At 59.6% G+C, this 23,105-nt stretch carries 20 protein-coding genes; 12 read left to right on the top strand and 8 right to left on the bottom strand.

Features of this window, described 5'->3' with window-relative positions; translation table 11 throughout:
* Positions 1-394: 394 nt before the first annotated feature.
* Together A0251_RS16245 and A0251_RS16240 are read right to left on the bottom strand one after the other, a co-directional pair.
* On the bottom strand, positions 395-1,264 hold the full coding sequence (locus A0251_RS16245; RefSeq protein ID WP_062817887.1) for a MaoC family dehydratase: 870 nt from the start codon (positions 1,262-1,264) through the stop codon (positions 395-397).
* Between the two features lie 233 nt (positions 1,265-1,497).
* Positions 1,498-2,145, bottom strand: a complete 648-nt coding sequence (locus A0251_RS16240; protein ID WP_062817886.1) for a TetR family transcriptional regulator — start codon at positions 2,143-2,145, stop codon at positions 1,498-1,500.
* A 300-nt stretch (positions 2,146-2,445) separates the two neighbouring features.
* Here A0251_RS16240 and A0251_RS16235 point away from each other — a divergent pair, with 300 nt between their 5' ends.
* The 4 genes from A0251_RS16235 (at position 2,446) to A0251_RS16220 (ending at position 6,365) form a co-directional block, all read left to right on the top strand.
* Positions 2,446-3,564, top strand: coding sequence for a ferredoxin reductase (locus A0251_RS16235; protein ID WP_231874267.1), 1,119 nt, complete (start codon positions 2,446-2,448; stop codon positions 3,562-3,564).
* A 64-nt stretch (positions 3,565-3,628) separates the two neighbouring features.
* Positions 3,629-4,786 carry an acyl-CoA desaturase gene (locus A0251_RS16230; RefSeq protein ID WP_062817885.1) on the top strand — a complete coding sequence of 386 codons (1,158 nt, stop codon included), beginning with the start codon at positions 3,629-3,631 and terminating at the stop codon, positions 4,784-4,786.
* A gap of 125 nt (positions 4,787-4,911) precedes the next feature.
* The gene (locus A0251_RS16225) at positions 4,912-5,931 is read left to right on the top strand and encodes an AraC family transcriptional regulator (protein WP_062817884.1); all 1,020 of its coding nucleotides are present in this window, start codon (positions 4,912-4,914) and stop codon (positions 5,929-5,931) included.
* A gap of 155 nt (positions 5,932-6,086) precedes the next feature.
* Positions 6,087-6,365: a hypothetical protein gene (locus tag A0251_RS16220; protein ID WP_062817883.1), complete on the top strand. Its 279-nt coding sequence runs from the start codon at positions 6,087-6,089 to the stop codon at positions 6,363-6,365.
* Positions 6,366-6,474: 109 nt separating this feature from the next.
* Here A0251_RS16220 and A0251_RS16215 read toward each other — a convergent pair whose 3' ends face one another.
* The 3 genes from A0251_RS16215 to A0251_RS16205 all read right to left on the bottom strand — a co-directional run bounded on the left by A0251_RS16215 (position 6,475) and on the right by A0251_RS16205 (position 9,424).
* Positions 6,475-7,800, bottom strand: a complete 1,326-nt coding sequence (locus tag A0251_RS16215; RefSeq protein ID WP_062817882.1) for a Na+/H+ antiporter family protein — start codon at positions 7,798-7,800, stop codon at positions 6,475-6,477.
* Positions 7,801-7,951: 151 nt separating this feature from the next.
* Positions 7,952-8,452: an FxsA family protein gene (locus A0251_RS16210; protein WP_062817881.1), complete on the bottom strand. Its 501-nt coding sequence runs from the start codon at positions 8,450-8,452 to the stop codon at positions 7,952-7,954.
* Between the two features lie 57 nt (positions 8,453-8,509).
* Entirely contained in the window at positions 8,510-9,424 is a 915-nt protein-coding gene (locus tag A0251_RS16205; protein ID WP_062817880.1) for a LysR family transcriptional regulator, read from the bottom strand.
* A gap of 96 nt (positions 9,425-9,520) precedes the next feature.
* Between A0251_RS16205 and A0251_RS16200 the strand changes: the two genes are divergently transcribed.
* Positions 9,521-10,438: a sterol desaturase family protein gene (locus tag A0251_RS16200; protein ID WP_062817879.1), complete on the top strand. Its 918-nt coding sequence runs from the start codon at positions 9,521-9,523 to the stop codon at positions 10,436-10,438.
* Between the two features lie 559 nt (positions 10,439-10,997).
* Here the strand turns inward: A0251_RS16200 and A0251_RS16195 are convergent.
* Positions 10,998-12,416 (bottom strand): 3-oxoacyl-ACP reductase, encoded by a 1,419-nt coding sequence (locus tag A0251_RS16195; protein WP_062817878.1) that lies wholly within the window; start codon positions 12,414-12,416, stop codon positions 10,998-11,000.
* Between the two features lie 312 nt (positions 12,417-12,728).
* On the opposite strand from A0251_RS16195, the gene A0251_RS16190 reads away from it, so the two are divergent.
* The 6 genes from A0251_RS16190 to A0251_RS16165 all read left to right on the top strand — a co-directional run bounded on the left by A0251_RS16190 (position 12,729) and on the right by A0251_RS16165 (position 17,901).
* The gene (locus A0251_RS16190; RefSeq protein ID WP_062817877.1) at positions 12,729-14,015 is read left to right on the top strand and encodes an acetyl-CoA C-acetyltransferase; all 1,287 of its coding nucleotides are present in this window, start codon (positions 12,729-12,731) and stop codon (positions 14,013-14,015) included.
* 174 nt (positions 14,016-14,189) lie between these two features.
* Positions 14,190-14,498 carry a PepSY domain-containing protein gene (locus tag A0251_RS16185; RefSeq protein WP_062817876.1) on the top strand — a complete coding sequence of 103 codons (309 nt, stop codon included), beginning with the start codon at positions 14,190-14,192 and terminating at the stop codon, positions 14,496-14,498.
* A gap of 10 nt (positions 14,499-14,508) precedes the next feature.
* A complete protein-coding gene (locus A0251_RS16180) occupies positions 14,509-14,820 on the top strand; it encodes a PepSY domain-containing protein (RefSeq protein WP_062817875.1) in 312 nt (103 codons plus the stop codon).
* Positions 14,820-15,488 carry a response regulator transcription factor gene (locus A0251_RS16175; protein ID WP_062817874.1) on the top strand — a complete coding sequence of 223 codons (669 nt, stop codon included), beginning with the start codon at positions 14,820-14,822 and terminating at the stop codon, positions 15,486-15,488. The genes A0251_RS16180 and A0251_RS16175 overlap by 1 nt, the downstream gene beginning before the upstream one ends.
* Positions 15,485-16,822: an ATP-binding protein gene (locus A0251_RS16170; protein WP_062817873.1), complete on the top strand. Its 1,338-nt coding sequence runs from the start codon at positions 15,485-15,487 to the stop codon at positions 16,820-16,822. The genes A0251_RS16175 and A0251_RS16170 overlap by 4 nt, the downstream gene beginning before the upstream one ends.
* Positions 16,823-16,899: 77 nt before the next feature.
* Positions 16,900-17,901 (top strand): alpha/beta fold hydrolase, encoded by a 1,002-nt coding sequence (locus A0251_RS16165; protein WP_062817872.1) that lies wholly within the window; start codon positions 16,900-16,902, stop codon positions 17,899-17,901.
* Between the two features lie 22 nt (positions 17,902-17,923).
* Here the strand turns inward: A0251_RS16165 and A0251_RS16160 are convergent, their stop codons facing one another.
* Both A0251_RS16160 and A0251_RS16155 read right to left on the bottom strand, forming a co-directional pair.
* Positions 17,924-20,053 carry a molybdopterin-dependent oxidoreductase gene (locus tag A0251_RS16160; RefSeq protein ID WP_062817871.1) on the bottom strand — a complete coding sequence of 710 codons (2,130 nt, stop codon included), beginning with the start codon at positions 20,051-20,053 and terminating at the stop codon, positions 17,924-17,926.
* A gap of 98 nt (positions 20,054-20,151) precedes the next feature.
* Positions 20,152-20,760: a TetR/AcrR family transcriptional regulator gene (locus A0251_RS16155; RefSeq protein WP_062817870.1), complete on the bottom strand. Its 609-nt coding sequence runs from the start codon at positions 20,758-20,760 to the stop codon at positions 20,152-20,154.
* Between the two features lie 272 nt (positions 20,761-21,032).
* Here A0251_RS16155 and A0251_RS16150 point away from each other — a divergent pair, with 272 nt between their 5' ends.
* Positions 21,033-23,051: an NADPH-dependent 2,4-dienoyl-CoA reductase gene (locus A0251_RS16150; RefSeq protein WP_062817869.1), complete on the top strand. Its 2,019-nt coding sequence runs from the start codon at positions 21,033-21,035 to the stop codon at positions 23,049-23,051.
* The last annotated feature ends 54 nt before the right edge of the window (positions 23,052-23,105 follow it).

Below are 23,105 nucleotides of genomic sequence, written 5' to 3'. Positions count from 1 at the left end.
AAGCTACAAGCTACGCTGGTTGGATTGGGAAAGGCGGAGAAGTTCCCCGCCCCCGGTGCTGTCTACGACGCCGCTGTAGGAGCTATGCTTGCATGGCGAACCGCGCTTGCGCGGAAATCGGCCGGAGGGCGATCAGGGATTTCAGAGCTCGACAGGTTCCAGAAAGAATGGCGGACGGACTTTGATCTTTGTCGCCTCGCCTCGCCTCGCCTCGCTTCGCTCGGTTCGCACCTCAAGAGGTGCTCCTACATCAACAACCTACGGCAAGGTTCGAATCGCGCCGCAAGCGACGCTCCTATCGTCGCCGCCCCCACAAAAAACGCGGGCAGGGCGCTATGTGATTAGCACGGCCCTGCCCGCGTTGCAGCTTGTAGCTTGACGCTTGTAGCTGTTTTTACTCCGCCGGACGGATCTGGCCGGCCAGGTGCGGCTTGATGCCGTCCTTGGCCAGCAGGCGGAAGTCGCTGCCGCCATCGACGGGCTTGTTCTCGAACTTCACGGTGGCGGGGATGAACATGGGCAGTTTGAACTGCACATCCACGGTGAAGGCTTCTTCGGGCAGCTGGTTCTGCAGCTCGGCCAGGCAGCGGGCCTTGGACCACATGCCGTGGGCGATCTGGCGCTTGAAGCCGAACAGTTTGGCAGACAGCGGGTACAGGTGAATCGGGTTACGGTCACCGGATACCGCGCCGTAGCGACGGCCGGTGTCGCCGGGGACTTTCCATTCCACGGTATCGGTGGCCGGCTGGGGCTTGGGCGCATCTTTCTTCTTGCTGCTGCCACCGCCGCCACTGCGGAAGAAATTCACCGATTCGCTTTCCCAGACTCGTTCACCGCCGGTGCTGATGCTGGTAAAGATGGAGAACTCGTAGCCCTTGTCCACCTTGGTCAGATTGCCCAGGTAGCATTTCACGTTCAGCTGCTCACGCTCGCTGATAGGGCGGTACTGGGTGATGCTGTTGCGCACGTGCACCAGGCCCATGGCCGGGAACGGGAAGCCGTCGCTGAGAATCAGGGCCATATGCAGTGGGAAGGCGTGCATGTGCGGGTAGGTCACCGGCAGCTTGCCGTCGGCGGCAAAGCCACACACCTTGCGGTAGGCGGCCAGGTGCTTCTCGTCCAGGGCCACATCGTTCAGGCGCAGGCCGATTTCCGGCAGGGTGGGGTTGCTGCCCGGCTTTACGGTGGCGCGCATGACCGCTTTGGCGAAGTTGATCACCATGGGGGGCGCGTTGCGCAGTTCGCGGAATTTTACCTCACTCATTACTCGATCCTTTCCCGTTGGTCGTGTGGTGGTCTCAGACCCATGATCTTTATGACCCTGCGCGGCGACCGGCAGAGGCGTAAAGATCATGGAACGACGATGTTGCTGGGAGTATAGAGCAGGGTCGGCGATGCGCTATTGGCCGCGCAGACAAGCTGTATAGGGACTAAAGCACACGTAAATAAAACTGTGACAGAGGTTTGTCTGCAAGAAGGAAGGTGGCAGGGACCGGTTCACTGGTCCGGTTTGGATTTCCACATGCCGACCCCGAAATAGATCAGCCGCAGCTGTTTTTCGGCGGTGCCGAGAACCTGGTTCTGGCCGAATTCGTCGTCTTCTTCCAGTTCCAGCATTTCCTGGGTGAGGGCGGTCACGTTGTTGACTACCAGCCCGGCCATCATTTGCAGGTCTTCTGCGTTCACATGATTGAGGAAGGGAAAGCGGGCCATATCCATGGCCAGCTCGTTGGTGAACATACGGATTTCCCGGCGGATGGCGTTGCGCATGGTGGGCGTGCCACCGGCCAGTTCCTTGGACACGAACAGGAAGTGCGCCCGGTTGTTGCGGACATAGTTGAAGTACACCTCCAGGGAGCCGCGCAGCATCCGTTCATTGGGGAGCTCTTCCTGGCGGACCTGGCGCATCATATGACGCAGGGTACGGAAGGATTCGTCCAGCAGCGTCAGCCCCAGGGCGCTCATGTCCGGAAAATGCCGGTAGAAGGCAGTGGGGACCACTCCGGCTTTCTTGGTGACTTCACGCAGACTCAATGCGGAAAACGGGGCTTTCTTGACGACCAGATCCAGCGCCGCTGCCATCAGAGCTTCACGGGTTTGCCCCCGTTTCGGCTTGCGGGTTCTGCTGGTGCTTTCTTTGCTCATTCCGGTCGCCTCTGCATGGGGGGTTCAGGTCGTTGGGCAGGCCCGATCGGCAGTTTCATTCCCGTTTCCGGCTGCTCGGGCAGGACAATGCCGGGGTACTGGCGGGCATCACGCACCCACAGACCCTGAAAATACGCTGTAAATTCTCCCCGTTGTGAGCCCGTGATGCAACTGGTGCGCAGAAAACATGTGTAACTGCATGATAGTGAAGGTTTTTACAAAATTGTGTGTACAGGTGTTGACGAAAACGATGAGCCTGTGAATAATGCGTACAACTGTTCACTTACAGGGATGAACCCAATGAACGCAATGACACAGACCTCCAGCCGTTTTCAGCAAGGCCTTACCCGCCTGCTGCAGTCCCGCGTGGCGGATATTCTTTCCTATCCCCATGGCGTTGACCGTTATCTGGAAGTGTTCAATCCGCTGTGGTCCGTCAATGAGGTGCGCGCCAAGGTGGAAGCCGTGCGCTACCTGACCAATGACAGCGTGACCCTGACCCTGCGCCCCAATCACAACTGGGAAGGCTTTATCCCGGGCCAGTTCGTGCAGCTTTCCGTCACCATCAACGGCAAGCGCCAGACCCGCTGTTATTCGCCGGCCAACTCCCTGCACCGCGCCGATGGCTGCATCGAGCTCACCGCCAAAGTGCACGCCAACGGCTTTGTTTCCCGTCACCTGCGTGAACAACTGAGTGTGGGTGATGTGGTGTTGCTGTCCCAGGCGGACGGCGAATTCGCCCTGCCGGAAGAACGCCCGGAGCAGGTGCTGCTGATCAGTGGTGGCAGCGGTATCACACCGGTGATGTCCATGCTGCGCACCCTTTGTGATGAGGGCTTCAGCGGCCCGATCACTTTCCTGCATTACGCCAACAGCGCCGCCGACATGATCTATGCCAGCGAGCTGGACGAGATCGCACGGACCCACGACAACGTGACCCTGGTGCGCTGCTTCAATGATGAGGGTGAACAGGGTGAACTGTCCGGCCTGTTTTCCCGTGAACATCTGTACATTGCTGCGCCGGAATTTGCACAGGCAACCACTTTTCTGTGTGGTCCGCCGCCGATGATGGCTGCGGTGGAAAAAGTCTGGGAAGAGGACGGCCTGGCAGAGCGTCTGCACAAGGAGCAGTTCACCCTGGCGGCGCCGCAGATCGAAAGCGACAGCGCGGAAGGCGAAGTGCGTTTCGTACAGAGCGAGAAAATGGCCATTAACAATGGTGCCACCCTGCTTGAGCAAGCGGAATCTGCCGGGCTGACCCCGGAATCCGGTTGCCGCATGGGCATCTGCCACGCCTGTACCTGCCGCAAGACCGCCGGTGACGTGCGCGATATCCGCACCGGTGAGATCAGCAGTGGCGAAGAAGATATTCAAATTTGCGTCAGCGTGCCGGTGGGCACGGTGACCCTGGACATCTAAACGGATTCACCCAAACCGAAGCGTCACAGGACGAATCTTCAAACCGGGTTTAAGGAGAAAGCACATGAGTATTTTCAGCAATTTGACCGCCGAACAATTCGAGACCATTGGCCAGGAACTGGATGCCATCCGTAATCGGGAAATGGCGGACCTGGGCGAAAAAGATGCCAACTACATCCGTACTCTGATCAAGCGTCAGCGTCGTCTGGAAGTGGCCGGCCGCGGTCTGCTGATGGCAGGTTTCCTGCCGCCGGCATGGCTGGCCGGTGTGGCCTGTCTGTCTGCCTCCAAGATCCTCGACAACATGGAGATCGGCCATAACGTGATGCACGGCCAGTATGACTGGATGGGCGATCCGGCCATTAACTCCAAGGTCTTTGACTGGGATAACACCTGCACCAACACGGCCTGGAAGCAGACTCACAATTTCGAGCACCACACGTTCACCAACGTGCTCGACAAGGACCATGACATTGGCTATGGCATTCTGCGCATGTCCGATGATCAGGACTGGGAGCCGCGCTTCCTGTTCAACCCGATCCTGGCAGGCATCCTGGCCACCTTCTTCCAGCACTTTGTGGCGATCCAGAGCCTCAAGCTGGAGGACTACCTGGTCTACAAGACCAAGACCAAGGAAGAGCTGAAAGCGGAGTTCAAGCCGACCTGGAAAAAGATGCGCAAGCAGCTGTTCAAGGACTACCTGCTGTTCCCGGCACTGGCTGGCCCGTTTGCGCCCTTCGTGTTTGCCGGTAATGTGACCGCCAACCTGGCGCGCAACCTGTGGTCTTCCCAGGTGATCTTCAATGGTCACTTCCCGGAAGAGGTGGAGCAGTTCCCGGAGTCCGTGATTGAGAACGAGACCCGTGGACAGTGGTATGTCCGTCAGCTGCTGGGCTCGGCCAACTTTGAAGGCGGCCGTCTGATGCACGTGATGAGCGGCAACCTGAGCTTCCAGATCGAGCACCACCTGTTCCCGGACATGCCGGCCCATCGCTACGCGAAAATTGCGCCGGAAGTGCGTGCCATCTGTGAAAAGCACGGTCTGCCTTATAACACCGGCTCGTTTGTGAAGCAGTCTCTGAGTGTGTGGAAGCGGATCTTCAAGCTGTCTTTGCCCAGCAAGACCCAGGGCGGCAGCGACAAGGGACCACTCAATGGCCTGCGAGCCAAAGTGGTATCCCTGACCCGTGAACCGCAGTCAGAAACCCGCAAGGCTGCCTGATCACTCCCGGGCAGCTCGATCTCCTGGTTGGGGCCGGTCCTGCGCTGGTTCCGGCCCTGCCATCCTTATGCTACTCTCAGTCAATCTGAGAGTAGCTTTTTTTATTTGGGGACAAGGCAGAACGCATGGCAGAAATGACAGATTCCGGTGTGCTGTTACGAATGGCCTACAAGGCCATGATTAACGCCGGTATTGATGCCGATGCCGTGTTGGCAGAAGTCGGTCTCGACAAATCCATTCTTCAGGTTCCTGACCTGCGTACGCCCCACGATGCCCAGGAATGGTTCTGGCAGGCACTGGAGAAAGTCTCCGGTGATGAACACGTCGGCCTGCACCTGGGTGAGCATATTCCTGTTTACAAGGGCCAAGTCCTGGAATACCTGTTCCTGTCCAGCCCCACTTTTGGCGAAGGCCTGAAACGTGCCCTGGATTACCAGCGCCTGCTGTCAGACGCTGCCCAGGGGGAATTGTTCGAGGAAGGGGATCGGGTCTTTCTCAAACAGATGATCTGGAGCAAACGTCTCAGCCATCTCAATGAATGCATGATGATGGGCGTGATCAAGTTCTTTCGTTTCGTCACTGACGGTGCCTTCGAGCCGCTTGAAGTCCACTTCGGTCATAGCCGTCATGCGGACCAGCAGGAATACGAGCGGCTCTTCGATTGTCCGGTGAAGTTCGATATGCCGAGTATCGGCATGTACTTCGATGCCCGGGTCATGAATCTGCCGTCGGCCCACCACGAGCCGGAACTGTTGCACCTGCACGAGCAGCTGGCCAGCGAACAGGTGGCCCGTCTGGAAAAGCAGGATCTGGTCGCCCAGGTCAATCGCCTGATCGGCGAACTGCTGGAATCCGGCCATGCCAATCTGGAAGAAGTGGCCGAGCGACTGGGCATCAAGGCTCGCCAGTTGCGTACCCGGCTGGCCGATGCCGGTACCAACTTCAACCAGCTGGTTGCCGATTATCGCTGCCGTCTGGCCAAACGCCTGCTCGCCGGCACCGAGGAATCCATCGACGAAATCGTCTATCTCACCGGTTTTTCGGAACCGTCCACCTTCTATCGGGCGTTCAAGCGCTGGGTCGGTATGACACCCATTGAGTACCGAAAGTTGAAGGCGGAAGAAGATGCCGCGGAGAGAAGTTAGGCGTCGATCGTGGTCAACAGTAAAGCAAAAGAAAGGCGCCGAGGGCGCCTTTTTACGGTTTGTCCGTGAAAGATTTCATGGCTCCATCTCATGGCACCATCCTTGCTTCACCGGGTAGTGGGGCATTCATCAATACATTGAATCGGTGTTAACCAGTGAAAGAATTTCTTCGCAAAGTGTTTTCTCCCATCCTCAATCCGTTTGAGTCCGGCGATGACAACTATGCCTATCGTCCGTCGCACCGGAAAATCCTGATCGTGGTGGGAGCCCTGTTTCTGGTGCTGTCCACCGGGGCGGCAGCGGCAACGGTGGTGGCTGAGTTGTACGGCGGGCTGATCCCGGTGGCGGTTTTCCTGGCAGTGGGGCTGGTGTGTGAAGTGGTCGGTCTGTTGGGGAGCGACAAGGCCGTGGCCCGCATGTGGAAGAGCAAGTAATCACCCCGTTGGAGCCTTGTTCACAAGGCGAAGGACCAGTGAAAAAGGGATACCCGAAAGAGTCGCCTTGCGAGCAAGGCTCCAACGGTCCAGGTAGCGTGCCCTCTGTTCAAAGCACCATGGCGGCGAGCCAGCCAGCGGCGATCAGCGGCAGGTTGTAATGAATAAAAGTGGGAATCACCGTGTCACGGATATGGTCGTGCTGGCCATCGGCGTTCAGACCGGCGGTGGGACCCAGCGTGGAGTCCGAGGCCGGGGAACCGGCGTCACCCAGGGCAGCCGCACTGCCCACCAGGGCGGCGGTGGCCAGTGGTGAGAAACCCAGTGCCAGGCAGAGCGGCACATACAGGGTGGTGATGATGGGGATGGTGGAAAACGACGAGCCAATCCCCAGCGTCACAAACAAGCCGAGCAGTAATAGCAGTGCCGCTGCCACCGGCGGGCTTTGCAAACCACTGGTCACACTCTCCACCAGCAATGGCACCTGTCCGCTGGCACCCACCACGGCAGCGTAGCCGTTGGCAGCAATCATGATAAAGCCGATCAGGGACATCATTTTCACGCCCTGGGTAAAGGCGTCCTGGGATTCCCGCCAGGGCACCACGCCCCCCGCTGTAAACACCATAAACCCCACCAGGGCGCCGAGAATGATGGAATCGCTGTAGAGCTGAAGTGCCAGGGCGGCGGCCAGGGCAATGGCGGCGACGATCACATTTCGCAGCGAAAGCGGCGCGTGTTGCTCTTCGCCCGGCAGCGCCACAGGCCGGTAGTCGCGGGGCTTGCGATAACGGATGAAGGCGAGAATCAAGCCCACCACCATGCCGGCAGCGGGCAGCAGCATGGCCAGGGGCAGTTCCCCCTTGGGAATTTCCAGACCCGCTTTTGCCAGGCTGGGGCCAAGTTGGGTATGCAGGAAAATGCTGCCGAAACCCACCGGCAACACCATATACGGGGTAATCAGCCCGAAGGTGAGCACACAGGCAGCCAGTCGCCGGTCCAGGCGCAGCTGGTGCATCACTTCCAGTAGCGGTGGCACCAGGATCGGGATAAAGGCGATATGAATGGGCACCAGGTTCTGGCTCATGATGGCGGCGGCCAGCAGCACCGTGAGTAGCAGCGTGCGAATCAGACGCAGCTGGTCCGGCGCCGGGGTGCGACCGAGCCGGGCAATGATCCGTGCGGCCAGCCATTCGGTAATCCCGGAGCGGGCAATGGCCACCGCAAAGGCCCCCAGCAGGGCATAACTCAGGGCGATATTGGCGCCGCCACCCAGGCCGTCGCCAAAGGCAGACAGGGTGCTTTGCAGATCCAGGCCACTGCCCATGCCGGCCACCAGCGCCGCGCAGAGCAGGGCGAGTACCACGTTCATGCGCGCAATGCTCAGGCCCATGAGCAGAATCACGGACCAGACAATGGGGTTGAGAAACAGGCTCATGGCGCCTCCGCCGAACGGGCTGGGTCAGGTAAAGGCGCGGAGTTTAGCAGGGGGAGGGGAGCGCGCGCGAACCGGCTGAACCGCCGACGCACCGGGTTAGACATGCCACCTCAATTGGCGCCAGGGGATTTCCCCGACGCTGACGCTGTGATTAGCGTTCGTCGGTGCGGTGGGCTTCCCCCTCGATGGTCACATTGCCATCGTCCCGGCCGGGGGGCTGCTGAAACGGGTTGGGACCCTGCCGGGTATAACTGCTGTAGGTGAAGCCTGCTCCCTGCATGGTGGTAAAGCCCTGCAGGGTACCTTTCTCGATCACCTTGCGGGCCATGGCACGGCGGGAGCCTGGCAGCAGCAGGGCAAAGCCCACCGCGTCAGTAATGAAGCCGGGGGTGATCAGCAGGGCGCCGCCGAGCAGCAGCATGATCCCTTCCACCATTTCCTGGCCGGGCATGTCACCTTGCTGCATGCGCTGGTTCAGTCGTACCCAGGTTTCCAGTCCCTGACGACGAAACAGATAGCTGCCCAGCAGGGCAGTAACCACCGTGGCGATGATGGTGATCGGCCAGCCGATCAGGCCGGCGACTTTCGCCAGTACCAGTACTTCCAGCAGGGCAAAAGCGAAGATGAAGAAGAAAATGCGACCGAAACCCATGGGGTGTCCTGTGTCAGAAGTCTGTGTGTTCAAACATGGTGGTAATTGGACAGGGATTCAAGGGACAGGTTCAGTGTCCAGGGAATCGGCCAGTTGCTGACGTAGCCACCGGTGGGCGGGGTCCCCGTTCTGGGCGTCGGGCCAGAGCGCATAAATCGGTACCGGGGGAATCGCTACCGGGAACGGCAATATCTGCAATTGCAGCCCATGGGCATAATGGCGAGCCAGACGCTCGGGCACCGTGGCGATCATGTCCGAGCGGGCGGTGACGGCGAGCATACTGGCAAATTGGGTCACCCTGGCGCCGGTGCGGCGCTGCCAGCCCGGCGCGTTCAGTACCAGATCCAGCGGCAGTCGACGGTGACGCTCCGGCAACACCACGTGTTCCGCCTCCAGGAAGCGCCTTTTACTGCAGCGACCGCGAAATTGCGGGTGACCCCGCCGGGCAACCACCACCAGATTTTCTTCCAGCAGGACGTGCCGACGTAGCCGGCTGTCTTCCGGCACAAATGCATCCACGGCCAGGTCCGCATGGGCCTTGTGCAGGGTATCCGCCATGTTGTCACCGACCGGCGCCACTTCCAGCATTACGTCCGGTGCGTGCTGGCGGATCCGTTGCAGTAAGGGCGGAAGCAGTACCATCTCGAAATAATCTGTGCTGAGCAGGCGGAAATGCCGTTGGCTGGTGGCAGGGTCAAAGCGATTGCGCGGATCCAGAACGTCGCGCAGGGAAGCCAGTTGGGGCGCCAGATGCTGATGCAGTTCCCGGGCACGGGGAGTGGGCAACATGCCCTGGCGAGTCCGCACAAACAGCTCGTCGCCCAGGGTATGACGCAACCGTTGCAGCGCCGCGCTGATCGCTGGCTGGCTCATGCCAAGCTGTTCTGCCGCCCGGGACAGCTGCCCTGCCTCCATGATGGCGTGGAATACTGGCAGCAGGTTCAGGTCGACACTGCGTAAATTCAGTTTCATGGATATTACTTATATCAAATATCAATTAGGAAAAGGAATACCCGGTGTCTATTTTCAACGGTGTGCGCAACAACATGCTTGAACCGGAGAATAACAATGGACCAGCAACTCACTACCTTTGTGACAGTTTTTATTGTCCTCGCCGCGATCTGGGAAGTCCTCGCCGGACGGACCCGCGACGGAAAAAAGACCCGTCAGGACTGGAAGGTCGCCTTCCTGGCCACCTTGATGATGGTGGTCGTGCAACGGCCCCTGGTACTACTGCTGCTGACGTTGGGGCTGTCCGGCCTGTTTCCTGGCAGTGCGGGCTCCCTGGCCTGGCTTGAAGAGCAGTATTTCTGGCCGACCCTGATCGTCTTCTTCTGCATCGAAGAGTTTATCCATGGCTCCTTCCACCTGTTTGCCCACAGCCGCCGACCGAAGAACCGGCTGCTGCAATGGGTGCAGGCGTTCTACAAGATGAGCCATCGCCCCCACCACCTGGCAGGCGGCCAGGACAACAAGGGGCAATTGTCTGTGACCCAGACCTTTGTGAACGGCTGGGCCTGGTGGCTGATCATGCCCAACTACACCTTCCAGCTGGTGTGCCTGTATCTGGGGTTGGTGGAGGTGTTCCTGATCGGCACCGCCATCAAGGGCATCTGGGCGGCCCAGACCCATGTGAACTGGAACTGGGATCTGTATTTCCATAACCACCGGTGGGCCTGGGTGCGCAAGACCATGTGGGCACTGGCCCATGTGCTGACCTTCCCGACCCAGCATCACCATCATCATTCCCGTGGCCCCAATTCCGCCAGGAATGTGACCTCCACGCTGGCCATTTACGACTGGCTGATTTTCGGCACCCTGGCCATCGAGAGGGAGAAACCCGCAATGTATGGCTGGCGGCAGAATGATGACGAAGCCAACAGCGTGTTGAAGCGTTATTTCTTCTGGGATGTGCGTCAGTACATGCCGGGCGGAGCGGCGAAAGCGAAAAAGAAACGCGAAGACAAACTGGCGAAAGCGGCCTGAGTGCCGCCGCGCTGATCACACCGTGTTTCGTTGCGGGAGAGCACGGGATCTTTCAGGCCCTGCCGGGGTAACCCGGCAGGGCTTTTTATAAATCAGTAGCGAGTGACGAGGAGCGAGTTGCGAAAAGATAAAACCGGGGACTGGATGCGCCAGGATTTCTACGACGATCTTGTTGGTGGTGGGCCTTTACGACGGCATATCTATGAAACCGCTGTAGGAACAGAGCGCAGCGAAGTAACGCATGCAGTACAGTGCGGCCCGAAGGGTGAGCGTAGCGAATAGTCCTCTTGAGGGGCGAACTGTGTGTGAACGCGGAAATCATCCGAAGGATGATCAGGCGCTTCAAGGCTCGGCAGCTTTTAGAAAAGAGTGCGGGGACGGATGTGTCTGCCGCCTCGCTTCGCTCGGTTCGCCCCTCAAGAGGAGCTCCTACAGCGGCTATCGTTGATAGATTGGGAGTACAACCCACAAACAAAAGAGCCGCACCTTGCGGTGCGGCTCTTTTGTCGATCGTGTGGCGAAAGCCTCAAACCGTGTTGCAGCTTGAGGCTTGCAGCTGTTACGCACCCAGCAGCATCTGGCCACACACACGCACCACGTTGCCGGTCAGACCCTGAGAGGCCGGGCTGGCAAAGAAGGCGATGGTTTCAGCCACGTCTACCGGCTGGCCGCCCTGGTTCATGGCGTTCATGCGACGGCCCGCTTCACGGATGGTGAAGGGGATAGCGGCGGTCATCTGGGTTTCGATGAAGCCCGGGGCCACGGCATTGATGGTGATGCCTTTCTCGGCGTACTCGTCCTTGTAGGCATCGATCATGCCGATCACGGCTGCCTTGGAAGCGCCGTAGTTGGTCTGGCCCAGGTTACCGGCGATACCGGCGATGGAGCTGATGGAGATGATGCGTCCACCTTCACCCATGCCGCCATCAGCCAGCAGTTTTTCGTTGATGCGCAGCTGGCTGGCGATGTTGATGTTCAGCACCATGTCCCAGAATTTCTCCGGCATGTTGCCCAGCATCTTGTCACGGGTGACGCCGGCATTGTGCACGACCACATCGTAGCCGCCGATGGCCTTCGCCTTGGCAGCGATGGTGGCGGGGGCGTCGTCAGCGGTGATGTCCAGTTCCAGGGTATCGCCACCGATCTGCTCGGCCACCTGGTTCAGGTCATCAGCCATGGGCGGGATATCCAGTACGGTCACAGTGGCGCCGTCGCGGGCCAGAACTTCGGCAATGGCCGCACCGATACCGCGGGAACCGCCGGTGACCAGCGCTTTTTTGCCCGCCAGCGGCTTGTCCCAGTCAAACTTGGTCGCCTTGAAGCCGGCTTCGGAAACACGAACCACCTGGCCGGACACGTAGGCGGATTTCGGCGACAGGAAGAAGTGCAGGGGAGACGCCAATTGTGCTTCAGCACCTTCGTCTACATACACCAGCTGGGCGGTGGCGCCTTTCTTGATTTCCTTGCCCACAGAGCGGGTGAAACCTTCCAGGGCGCGCTGGGCCACACGGGTGGCGCCGGTCTGTTTTTCCGGGGTGCGGCCAATGACCACAATGCGAGCACATTTTTCCAGCTTGCGAATCACCGGGTGGAAGAACTCCCACAGGGCTTTCAGCTCATCCGGGTTCTGGATACCGGTGGCATCGAATACCAGGCCCTTGAACTTGGCATCGTCTTCGCGGTTGGCGGTGTAGTTGTCCGCGCTCACGCCCAGCTTGCCGGCTTTCTTCTGCAGCTCGGTGGCGTTGCCGGTGTTGGCCAGCACGGCGACCTGTGCTTCCGGCGCCCCTTTCAATGTCGCGAGGACGGTATCGATACCGGTGGAACCGTTGGCGGCGCCCACCAGTACGCGGCCCTTGATGAAAGAAGCCTGGCCCGGCTGCCAGCGATCGAGAATCACCGGGATGGGGAGATTGATTGCGCCAAACAGCGCCTTGCCCATAGAGGAATTGGCAATCGCCTGATAGGTATCGCTCATGATCCTGTCCTTTGCCATCAGAAGATGAATGTGTCTGGCTACATTAGTGCAACCAGAGCGAGTTTAAAGATGTGCCAAGGAAAGAACGGCCAAAATCAGACTTCTTTCGTAGGGCATGGGAATCAGCCCTGTCGCACACTGGCGCGTATTGAATCACTGCAATGTGGCAGGTGTATTGACCGGCGCCGGGAGTCAAACAGGCGTTTGAGCCAATGAGGCCGTGCCGGTTGCGGGTAGACTGCGCCCATTCGAGTGAATACTGTAGCGTTTTCACGCTGTCGTTGCTCACCGCCATCTTTAGAGGACATGACTATGCTGGCAGGTAAAGCCGTACGTAAGGTTGCCATTATCGGCGGTAACCGTATCCCGTTTGCCCGTTCCAACTCTGCGTATATTGATACCAGCAACCAGGAAATGCTGACTGCTGCTATCGACGGTCTGGTGGATCGTTTCAAGTTGCACGGCGAGAAGATCGACGAAGTGGCTGCCGGTGCAGTAATGAAGCACGCCCGCGATTTCAACCTGGTGCGCGAATCCGTACTGGGCTCCAAGCTGGCCCCGGAAACCCCGGCCTATGACCTGCAGCAAGCCTGCGGCACCGGTCTGGAAGCGGCCATCCTGGTGGCCAACAAGATTGCGCTGGGTCAGATCGATTGCGCCATCGCCGGTGGTGTGGACACCACCTCTGATGCGCCCCTGGGCGTCAACGAAGAAGCCCGCAAGGTGTTCATGGCGCTGAACCGTGCCAAGACCAACGGCGAACGCGCCAAGCTGGGCCTGAAGCTGCTCAATCCGAAATCCCTGATGCCCGACATCCCCAAGAACGGCGAGCCCCGTACCGGCCTGTCCATGGGTGAGCACCAGGCGATCACCGCCAAAGAGTGGGGCATTGCCCGGGAAGACCAGGACGAGCTGGCGTGGAAATCCCACCAGAACCTGGCCAAGTCCTATGAAGATGGCTGGCAGGATGACCTGATCAGCCCGTTCAAGGGCCTGGAGCGCGACAACAACATGCGCGGTGACTCCACCCTGGAAAAACTGGCTACCCTGAAGCCTTGCTTCGGTGGCCCGGACGGCACCATGACCCCGGCCAACTCCACCCCGCTGACCGACGGTGCGTCCACAGTACTGCTGGCCACCGAAGAGTGGGCCAAAGAGCGTGGCCTGCCGGTACTGGCCTACCTGACCATCGGTGAAGCCGCTGCCGTGGACTTCATCGGCAAGAAAGAAGGCCTGCTGATGGCACCGGCCTACGCTGTGCCGAGCATGCTGGACAAGCTGGACCTGACCCTGCAGGACTTCGATTTCTACGAAATCCACGAAGCCTTCGCGTCCCAGGTACTGTCTACCCTGAAAGCCTGGGAAGACGAGACCTTCTGCAAAGAGCGTCTGGGTCGCAAGAAAGCACTGGGCAGCATCGACCGCAGCAAACTGAACGTGAAAGGTTCCTCCCTGGCAGCCGGCCACCCGTTCGCTGCCACCGGTGGCCGTATCATCGCCAACGCGGCCAAGCTGCTGAACGAAAAAGGCTCCGGCCGCGCACTGATCTCCGTGTGTGCTGCTGGCGGCCAGGGCGTGGTAGCGATTCTCGAGAAATAATCGCTGGCATGACGCAAAAAACCGGCCTTCGGGCCGGTTTTTTTATGCCTGAAATATCCGCTGCCCACGGATTCATGCTGGTTTCAGGTAGCGTTCAGGGTAAATTCAGGTTGTGCTCTTACAGTGTTTCCTATCCCGACAGGGACTCAAACCCAACAGGAAAGGAGCAACACCATGAGATTTTCCCGAACCCCTCTGATTGCCGCCCTGCTCGGCGTGGCCGCCGCCGGTACCGTTCATGCGGATGATGTACCCCACCAGCAAGTGCCACAGTTAGTGAAAGACGGCACAATCCAGTCTCTGGAGACGCTGGACAAGGTGGCCATGGATACGCATCCCGACGCACAGATCACCGACACCGATCTGGAAAACGAATACGGTCGCTACATCTATCAGGTGGAGCTCCGTGATGGCCAGGGCCAGGAATGGGATGTGGACATTGATGCCAGTACCGGCGATGTGCTGAAGGATGAACGGGACTGAAATTGTGACAATGTCGAAACGGGTCAGCAGGGCGGGGTTACTCGCCCTGCTTGGCCTGTTTTCCAGTTCGTCGATTGCGGACGATGTCAGCCACGAAGAAGCTCTGCGTCTTCGGGAGCAGGGCGTGGTGCTGCCGTTTGAAACTGTACTGGATGCTATCCTTGGCCGTTATCCGGAGGCTCGCTTGCTGGAAGTGGAGCTGGAACGGGATGACGGTATCCTGATTTATGAAATCGAGTTGTTGACCCGTGACAGGGTGGTGCGCGAACTGGAAATCGATGCCCGTGACGGGGCCTGGCTGGATGATGAGCGAGACGATTGATGCGGCTGATGTTGGTGGAAGACAGCGTATCCCTGGCCGATCAGTTGATCCCCATGTTGCGCGAACACGGCTATGCGGTGGATTGGCTGGCTGATGGTCGAGATGCCGTTATCAGGGCCCATGATGATCCCTTCGATCTGGTGATTCTGGATCTGGGGCTACCCGGTATGGATGGCCTGCAGGTTCTGCGGCAGTGGCGAGCAGAGGGGCTCGGTGTGCCGGTGTTGATTCTCACCGCCCGGGACAGTTGGTCGGAAAAAATCGAGGGGCTGCAGCTGGGCGCCGACGATTACCTGACCAAACCGTTCCATCCGGATGAATTACTGCTGCGGGTGCAGGCCCTGTTGCGGCGTAGCCACGGCAACGTCAATGATGCCGGTTTGCGTGTGGGCAGCCTGACACTGGATGAGCAGCGCCAGAGTGTCTGGCAGGGTGAGCAGGAAATGACGCTTACTGGGGCCGAGTTCCGCATGTTGCGATATTTCATGCACAACCCGGGTCGGTTGTTATCCAAGGGGCAGCTGGCCTCCCACCTGTATGACAACGAAAGTGACCGGGATTCCAATGTACTGGAAGTGCACGTGAATCGCCTGCGCCGCAAACTCGGCAAGGATGTGATCGAAACCCGCCGGGGGCAGGGCTATGTCTTTATCGGGGGGCAGGGATGACCTCCATCGGCCGTCGCCTGGGTATCAGCCTGTTCGTCAGCTTGCTGCTGGCGGGGCTGTTGATTAGCCAGGGGGCGCTGTGGTGGCTGGAGCGAGAACAACGTGACTCGCTCAGCGCCTCGCTGCGTGACGATGCGGCCGGGGTGCTCACCGCCATTGGCCGGGACCGGAATGATGTGCTGACGCTGGACCCGACGCGACTGCATCCGGCTTACCGGCGGCCTCTCTCCGGACGTTATTTCGTGGTGCTGGTGGATGACAGCCGCTGGCGCTCCCGGTCACTGTGGGATGCCACGCTGTCCATGCCGGAGTCCCCCGGCATGGACCCGATGCTGCAGCCCGGGCCGGGCGGTCAGCAGTTACTGCGTTACCGCGGTGAATACCGGATGAACGATCAGCCGGTGACCATCATTGTGGCCCAGGATTACACCCCGGTGATGACCGCGTACGCCCGCACCCGCACCGCTGTGCTGATTGCCTGGCTGGTGGTGCTGCTGGTGTTGGCAGGGGTGCAACAGTGGTTGTTGCGCCGGGGGCTGTCGCCGTTGCGGCAAGCCCGCAAGGAGATCGAACAGCTTCGCGGTGGCCAGCGCAATACGCTCAATGAAAACGTGGCGCTGGAGTTGCACCCGCTGGTGGTGGAAATCAACCGTCTGCAACGGCATACCGAACAACAGCTGCAGCGCTCCCGCCATGGGCTGGGGGACCTGGGGCATGCGCTGAAAACCCCGCTGGCGGTGTTGAAAAATCGCTGCAATGAACAACTGAAAACCGCGGATCCTGCCCTCCATGCATTGCTGCAAGAGCAGCTGGATCAGATGGAAGCGACGATCCGCCGGGCGCTGGGACGGGCCCGCGTGGCGGCGGGGGTAACGGCCAGCAACCGGTTTTGTCCGGCCGATCATGTGCCCCTGCTCGTCTCGACGCTGGAGCGGGCTCATCACCGTTCCCTGCAAGTGACGGTAGAAGGGGACCAGCTGACCGCTCTGCCACTGGAGCGGGACGATATGCTGGAAGTGCTGGGCAATCTGCTGGATAACGCGTTCAAATGGGCAAAAAGCCACATTCGCCTGACACTGGATCAAGGTGACGGACAGCTGTGCCTGTGTGTGGAGGATGATGGTCCGGGGATTGCCCCTGAGCGTCGCCAGCAGGTCCTGCAGCGGGGTCAGAGGCTGGACGAACGCACACCGGGGGATGGCCTTGGGCTGGCCATTGTCAGCGATACCGTGGCGGCTTATGGCGGCGATCTGTCCCTGGGGGAAAGCCCGCTGGGGGGCTTGCAGGTAGTGGTGCGGCTACCGCTTCTGCTTGGTGGGCGCCAGCCATCGTGATCACCGGCAGGGAACCTGGCCAGGGTGAGCGCACTCGGACCATAAACCCCTGACAACGCCTGAGTAAGGAGAGCCCCATGAAAGAACAGCGGTTGTGGCTGGTGCTGCTGGGACTGTTACTGGCCGGACGACTGGTCGCGGCACCGGTTTCTCTTGATGCCCGTCTGACGGATTTCGACTATCCCTTCCCGGTGCAGATGTTGAGTCTGGAGGATCAGCAACAGGATCTGGAGATGGCCTACATGGATGTGGCGCCGAAACAGGGCAATGGAAAAACAGTCCTGCTTTTGCACGGCAAGAATTTTTCCGGTGCGTACTGGCAAGACACCATGTCGGCCTTATTGGCCGAAGGGTATCGGGTGGTAGCGCCGGACCAGATCGGGTTTGGCAAGTCATCGAAACCGGCGCATTTTCAATACAGCTTCCAGACCCTCGCCGACCAGACCCGCCGTCTGCTGGATACCCTGAAGGTGGACCGTGTCACAGTGGTGGGGCACTCCATGGGGGGCATGCTGGCCACCCGCTTTGCGTTGATGTTTCCGGATCGCAGCGATGCACTGGTGCTGGTTAATCCCATTGGCCTGGAAGACTGGCAGCGCAAGCAGGTGCCATGGCAGTCCGTGGACGCCTGGTATCAGGGAGAAATGAACAAGAACCCGGAGAAGGTCAAAGCCTACATGACCCGCAGCTATTTTGATGGTCAGTGGAAAAAGACCTATGACCCCCTGCTCACCCTGCAGCAGGGGTGGATGCGTGGTCCGGATTACCGGCGCATTGCATGGAGTTCCGCATTGCACTACGACATGATCTACAGCCAGCCGGTGGTGCATGATTTCGATCGGCTGACCCTGCCCACATTACTGATTATCGGTACCCGTGATCGAACCGCACTGGGACGTAACCGGGCTCCGGAAGCGCAAAGGGATCAGCTGGGCCGTTATGATCGCCTGGGCAAGGAGGCTGCCAGTCGCATTCCTCATGCGGCCCTGGTGGAGATGGACGGCATTGGCCACGTGCCTCAGTACGAGGCGTTTGATGATTATATCGCCGCGCTCAAGGCCTTTCTGAACAGGCACTGACAGCGGTTGCCTTGCACGGGTTTCAGGCGAACTTGCCTGCGGCTTTGATGGTTACCGGTATGCCACTCATGAATGCCTGGTTGCTCAGCTTTTCGAAGCTGCCCGGACCGTGGGGCAGCAGGGCATTGATATTCACCCCCGGGTAGCGATTGGCCACGGTCAGCCCCGGGGTTTTCTGATTCCCCCAGCCATGGGTCATGGCTACCACGCCGGGCCGCAGGGAGTCATCCTCGCGGGCCTGCGCCATCACTTCCCCGTACTCGTTTTTGAGGATCAAATGGTCGCCATCAGCCAGTCCCAGTGAGGCCATGTCCTGGGGGTTCATGTGCAAGGGATTATGGTCATGCTGACCCCGTTTCAGGTTGGCCACATTCTGGTACCAGCTGTTGTGCATGTAGTTGGTCCGCAGAGTGATCAACCGGAATGGCGGGGCAGTGTGTTTGAGGGCATCGAACTGTTGCCGCGCCAGGGTAATGGCTTCGGCAAACAGGGGCGGACAGCAGTCCACCCGTTTGTCGTCGGTCTGCACGAAGTCCCTGTAGAGGCGGCCAATGGGCTGGGTGTCGAGAACCACGGTACCGGAGGGGGCCTGCTTCAGGGTCGCCACGTCCAGCTGGTGTCGGGACATCATATGTTCCAGTCGGCCGAAGGGGTTGGCCGGGGTCTGCTCCAACAGAGGAGCGCTTAAGCCCATGCGTTGCAGTAGCCGGGACAGGATCCACCATTCTTCCTTGCGTTGATGGGCTGGCGGCACCACGGCATCGGTGTATTGCACATGGGGGCGGTACTGCATGCCCAAGCCGCAGATATTGATGTCCGGTCGCTCCAGCATATCTGCGGAGGGTAGCAGAAAGTGGGCGTACTCCCCGGTGGCGTTGCGAAACAGGTCGATGACAACAAGCAGGTCCAGTTTTTCCAGGGCCTGGCGCCAGCGATCCTCGCCGCCCACGCTGAGCAGGGGGTTGCCGGCAATCACCACCAGGGCCCGCACAGGGTTGTCGTCATCCAGGATCATGTCCGGCAGCAGGTTGCTGGGCAGGGCGCCCCGGATATGCCGTAACTCGCCGTATCGGGTGGAGAAGAACAGGCTGTCGTCAGGCCGGGCACGGCCCGCTTTGGCGGCCGGGTAGAAGCCCTCGCTGTAGAAATTGCCCCCTTCTCTGTCCAGGTTGCCGGTGACGAAGCTCAGCATCTGCAGGAGCCAGTAGCAGAGGGTGCCCTGTCGACCCATGTTGACGCCGGTGGACATGTGCACCGAGGCTCGCTTGGCCGCGCTGAAGGTATCCGCCAGGGCACGGATATCCCCAGCGCTGAGCCCCACCACATCGGCCACGCTGTCGGCGGAATAGGGCGCGATCACCTCACGCAGTTCATCCACGTGATTGCCATGGTCGCGCAGCACGGCTTGGTTGAAACGACCCAGCGCATCAATCTCGTGGAGCAGGGCGGCCATGAGATAGAAGTCGGTGTCCGGCAGAATCTGTATCACCTCGCCGGTCTTCGGGCTGGCGGATTCGATCCTGCGTGGGTTGATGTAAAAGACACGGGCGCCCCGTTGGCAGGCCGCGCGAATTTTGGCCATGGGATCGGCAATGGAAATAAAGCTCATGTGTGAGACTTTGGGGTTTTCGCCGAAGATCAGCAGGCAGTCCGTATTGTCGATATCCGGTAACGGGTGCAGGGTGCTGGTGCCGAAAACGGCTTCGCCGGCAGCAAACTTGTTGGAGCAGTCCTGGGTGCCGGAGTTGAAGATACGGCGGCTGCCGATACCCATGAAAAACTCACCGATACCCTGGCTGCCAAGGGCATTGAAGGCGGTGGGGTTGCCGATATATCCGCCGATGGCATCCGCACCATACTGGTCGCGGATCTGTGCAAGCTGATCTCCGACAGCGGCGATAGCGCTATCCCAGTCTTGCTGATGCCATTGCCCTTCACCGGGCTGCCGGGAGCCCTCACGTTGCAGGGGGTAGTCCAGGCGATCCGGATCCTGGTGAATGGCCAGGTAATTGACGCCCTTGTGACAGGCGAACCCCTGACTGACAGGATGGTTCCTGTCGGGTTGCAGGCGCTGGACAATGTTGTCTTCCACCTGGGCCACCAGGCCACAGGAGGGTTCGCAGACGCGACAGAACGTGGCTATTGTTTTCATGGCTCGGGTCTTTTGTCTCTCCCTTTCTCTCAGGCTAGCCCGAAGTGGTGGAGCAGTCCTATGACCCGAATACCCAGTGAGTCGTTATTGGCGGTGTATCAGTCGTTTTTCACCGGTTTGAGGGCGGCCATGATCAACGCCACGGCCTGTTGGCTCACCGCTTCCATGTCGTCCCGGTTCACATAGATGCCATCGATGACCAGGCGGCAGAGCCCGTGAATGGTGGCCCAGCTGGCCTGAGCAACCCGTAGCGGATCCGTGTCAGCTGGAAGTCGGCCCTGAAGCTGGCGGCCCAGCCGCTCGGCATAGTGGCGGAAACTGCGGTAGGCCACCGCTTTCAGTTCGTCGGTGGGGTCTCCGCTCTTCCAGATGGTGCGACCAAACATCAGCTCATACTGTTCCGGGTGTTCGGTGGCAAAACGCAGGTACTCGCTGACAAAGTGCTGAATCCGTTCCCGGGAGCCGTCACCCTGCAATTGCCGGGCGATCATCTCATCCAGCTGGCTGAAGGCCTGGGTGGCCAGGGCGCAGAGCAGGGCATTCTTGTCACGAAAGTGATGGTAGGGTGCGGTGCGGGAGACGCCGGCCCGTTCTGCCAGTTTGCGCAGGGAGAGACCATCGATGCCGTCCTCGTCCAGCAAGCGGTTGGCTTCCCGGAGCAGTGTGGAATGCAGGTCGCCGTGGTGGTAGCGGGCGGGTCGTGACATGGGTAATCCAGTTGCAAGTTGAAAGTGGCAAGTTACAACGCGCTGTCAAAGCAGGCAGCAGACGAGCCGCCGGTTACGCAAACAAGCGGGTTTGAGCGCGGGCAGGGTGGTGCAGATTATGGCCACACAGATGCCGCGTTCAAACCTTCAACGTGTCACTTGCCAGGGTAGTTTCAGGAATAATCTTGACAGTGTCAAAATAAGCCATTAACTTGACGCCGTCCAGATAATTAACGCGTAGCCATCTTTGGTGACGATACGGAGCATACACCATGACAGCCGACCGCTATTCCAACCTGCTTTCCCCCCTGGATCTGGGCCACACCCAGCTCAAGAACCGGGTGATTATGGGGTCCATGCATACCGGACTGGAAGACCGTTTCTGGCAGTTTCCCAAGCTGGCAGCCTATTTTGCCGAGCGTGCCCGCGGTGGCGTTGGCCTTATTGTCACTGGTGGTTTCAACCCCAACAAGAAGGGCTGGTTTTATCCGTTCTCCGGGCTTTTCAACAGCCGCTTTGATGTGATGAACCACCGTAAGGTCACCGATGCGGTACATCGGGAAGGGGGCAAGATTGCCCTGCAGGTGCTTCATGCCGGCCGTTACAGTTACCACCCGTTCTCCCGCTCTGCCTCTGCCATCAAGAGCCCGATCAATCCGTTCAAGCCCAAGGCCATGTCCACCAAAGAGGTGGAGCAGACGGTGAAGGATTTTGCCCACACGGCCTACCTGGCCAAGAAGGCCGGTTACGATGGCGTGGAAATCATGGGCTCCGAAGGCTACCTGATTAACCAGTTCACCGCGCCGCGCACCAACAAGCGCAAGGACAAGTACGGTGGCAATGCGGAAAACCGCCGCCGTTTCCCGGTGGAAATCGTGCGTGAAACCCGCAAACGCTGTGGTGATGATTTCATCATCATGTTCCGCATGTCGGTGATTGATCTGGTCCCGGAAGGGTCCACCCGTGAGGAAGTGCTGGATCTGGCCAGGGAGCTGGAAGCGGCCGGCGCCAGTCTGCTGAATTCCGGTATCGGCTGGCACGAAGCCCGGGTGCCCACCATCGTTACCTCCGTGCCACGGGCAGCCTTCGTGGAGGCCACCCGCCAGGTGAAGGACGTGGTTTCCATTCCGGTGGTAGCGTCCAACCGCATCAACGATCCGGATGTGGCGGAAGAGATTCTCAAGAGTGGCCAGGCGGATGCCGTGTCCATGGCCCGCCAGTTGCTGGCGGACCCGGAGTTCGTGAAGAAAACCGAGCAGGGCAAAGCGGACGAGATCAATACCTGTATCGCCTGTAACCAGGCCTGTCTGGACCACACTTTCCAGCTCAAGCGGGCGTCCTGTCTGGTCAACCCCCGAGCCTGCCACGAAACCGAGCTGCTTTACTTGCGCACTGCCAAGCCGAAGAAGGTGGCGGTGGTGGGTGCCGGCCCGGCGGGATTGTCCTGTGCCACGGTGGCGGCAGAGCGGGGCCATGACGTGACCCTGTTTGATCAGGCCGGCGAAATCGGTGGCCAGTTCAACATGGCCAAGGTGATCCCCGGCAAGGAAGAATTCCACAACACCATCCGTTACTTCGGCAAGCGGATCGAAAACACCGGCGTCACCCTGAAGCTTAATACGCGAGTGGACGTGGCCGATCTGCAGGCCCAGGGCTTTGACGAAATCGTTATTGCTACCGGGGTGCTGCCGCGCACCCCGGGCATTCCCGGTATTGATCATCCCAAGGTGCTTTCCTATGTGGATGTCCTGCGTGGCAAGGCCCAGGTGGGCGAAAAAGTGGCCGTGATTGGTGCCGGTGGTATCGGCTTTGACGTGTCCGAGTTCCTGGCCGAACATCCCCGCGAGGGTGAGCAGCCTTTGCCGGAGTGGATGAAGGAGTGGGGCGTGGACATGAACAGCGATGCCCCGGGTGGGCTGGTGGAGCCGGACGTGGAAAAACCGGCCCGACAGATCACCTTGCTGCAACGCAAGCCAACCTCACTGGGCAAGGACCTGGGCAAAACATCCGGATGGGTACACCGTGCCACCCTGAAATCCCGCAATGTGGAAATGCTCAAGGGCTGTAGCTACGAGAAAATCGATGATGCCGGCCTGCATATCAAGATTGGCGAGGAAAGCCGGGTGCTGGACGTGGATCACGTGGTGATCTGTGCCGGTCAGGAATCCCTGCGCGAGCTGTATCAGGAAGACGCGAAAAACTTCCACCTGATCGGCGGCGCTGACCTGGCTGCAGAGCTCGACGCCAAGCGTGCTATTCGTCAGGGCGCCGAGGTAGCCGCCGCCCTTTAAGGAAAGCCGCTTCTACAAAAAAGCCCTTTCCGGAGAAAATCTCGGCAAGGGCTT

It is taken from the genome of Alcanivorax sp. NBRC 102024 (genome assembly GCF_001602235.1).
GTDB lineage: Bacteria > Pseudomonadota > Gammaproteobacteria > Pseudomonadales > Alcanivoracaceae > Alcanivorax.
The sequence above is the reverse complement of the archived record's forward strand: the minus strand, read 5'-3'. Positions and strand labels throughout refer to the sequence as shown.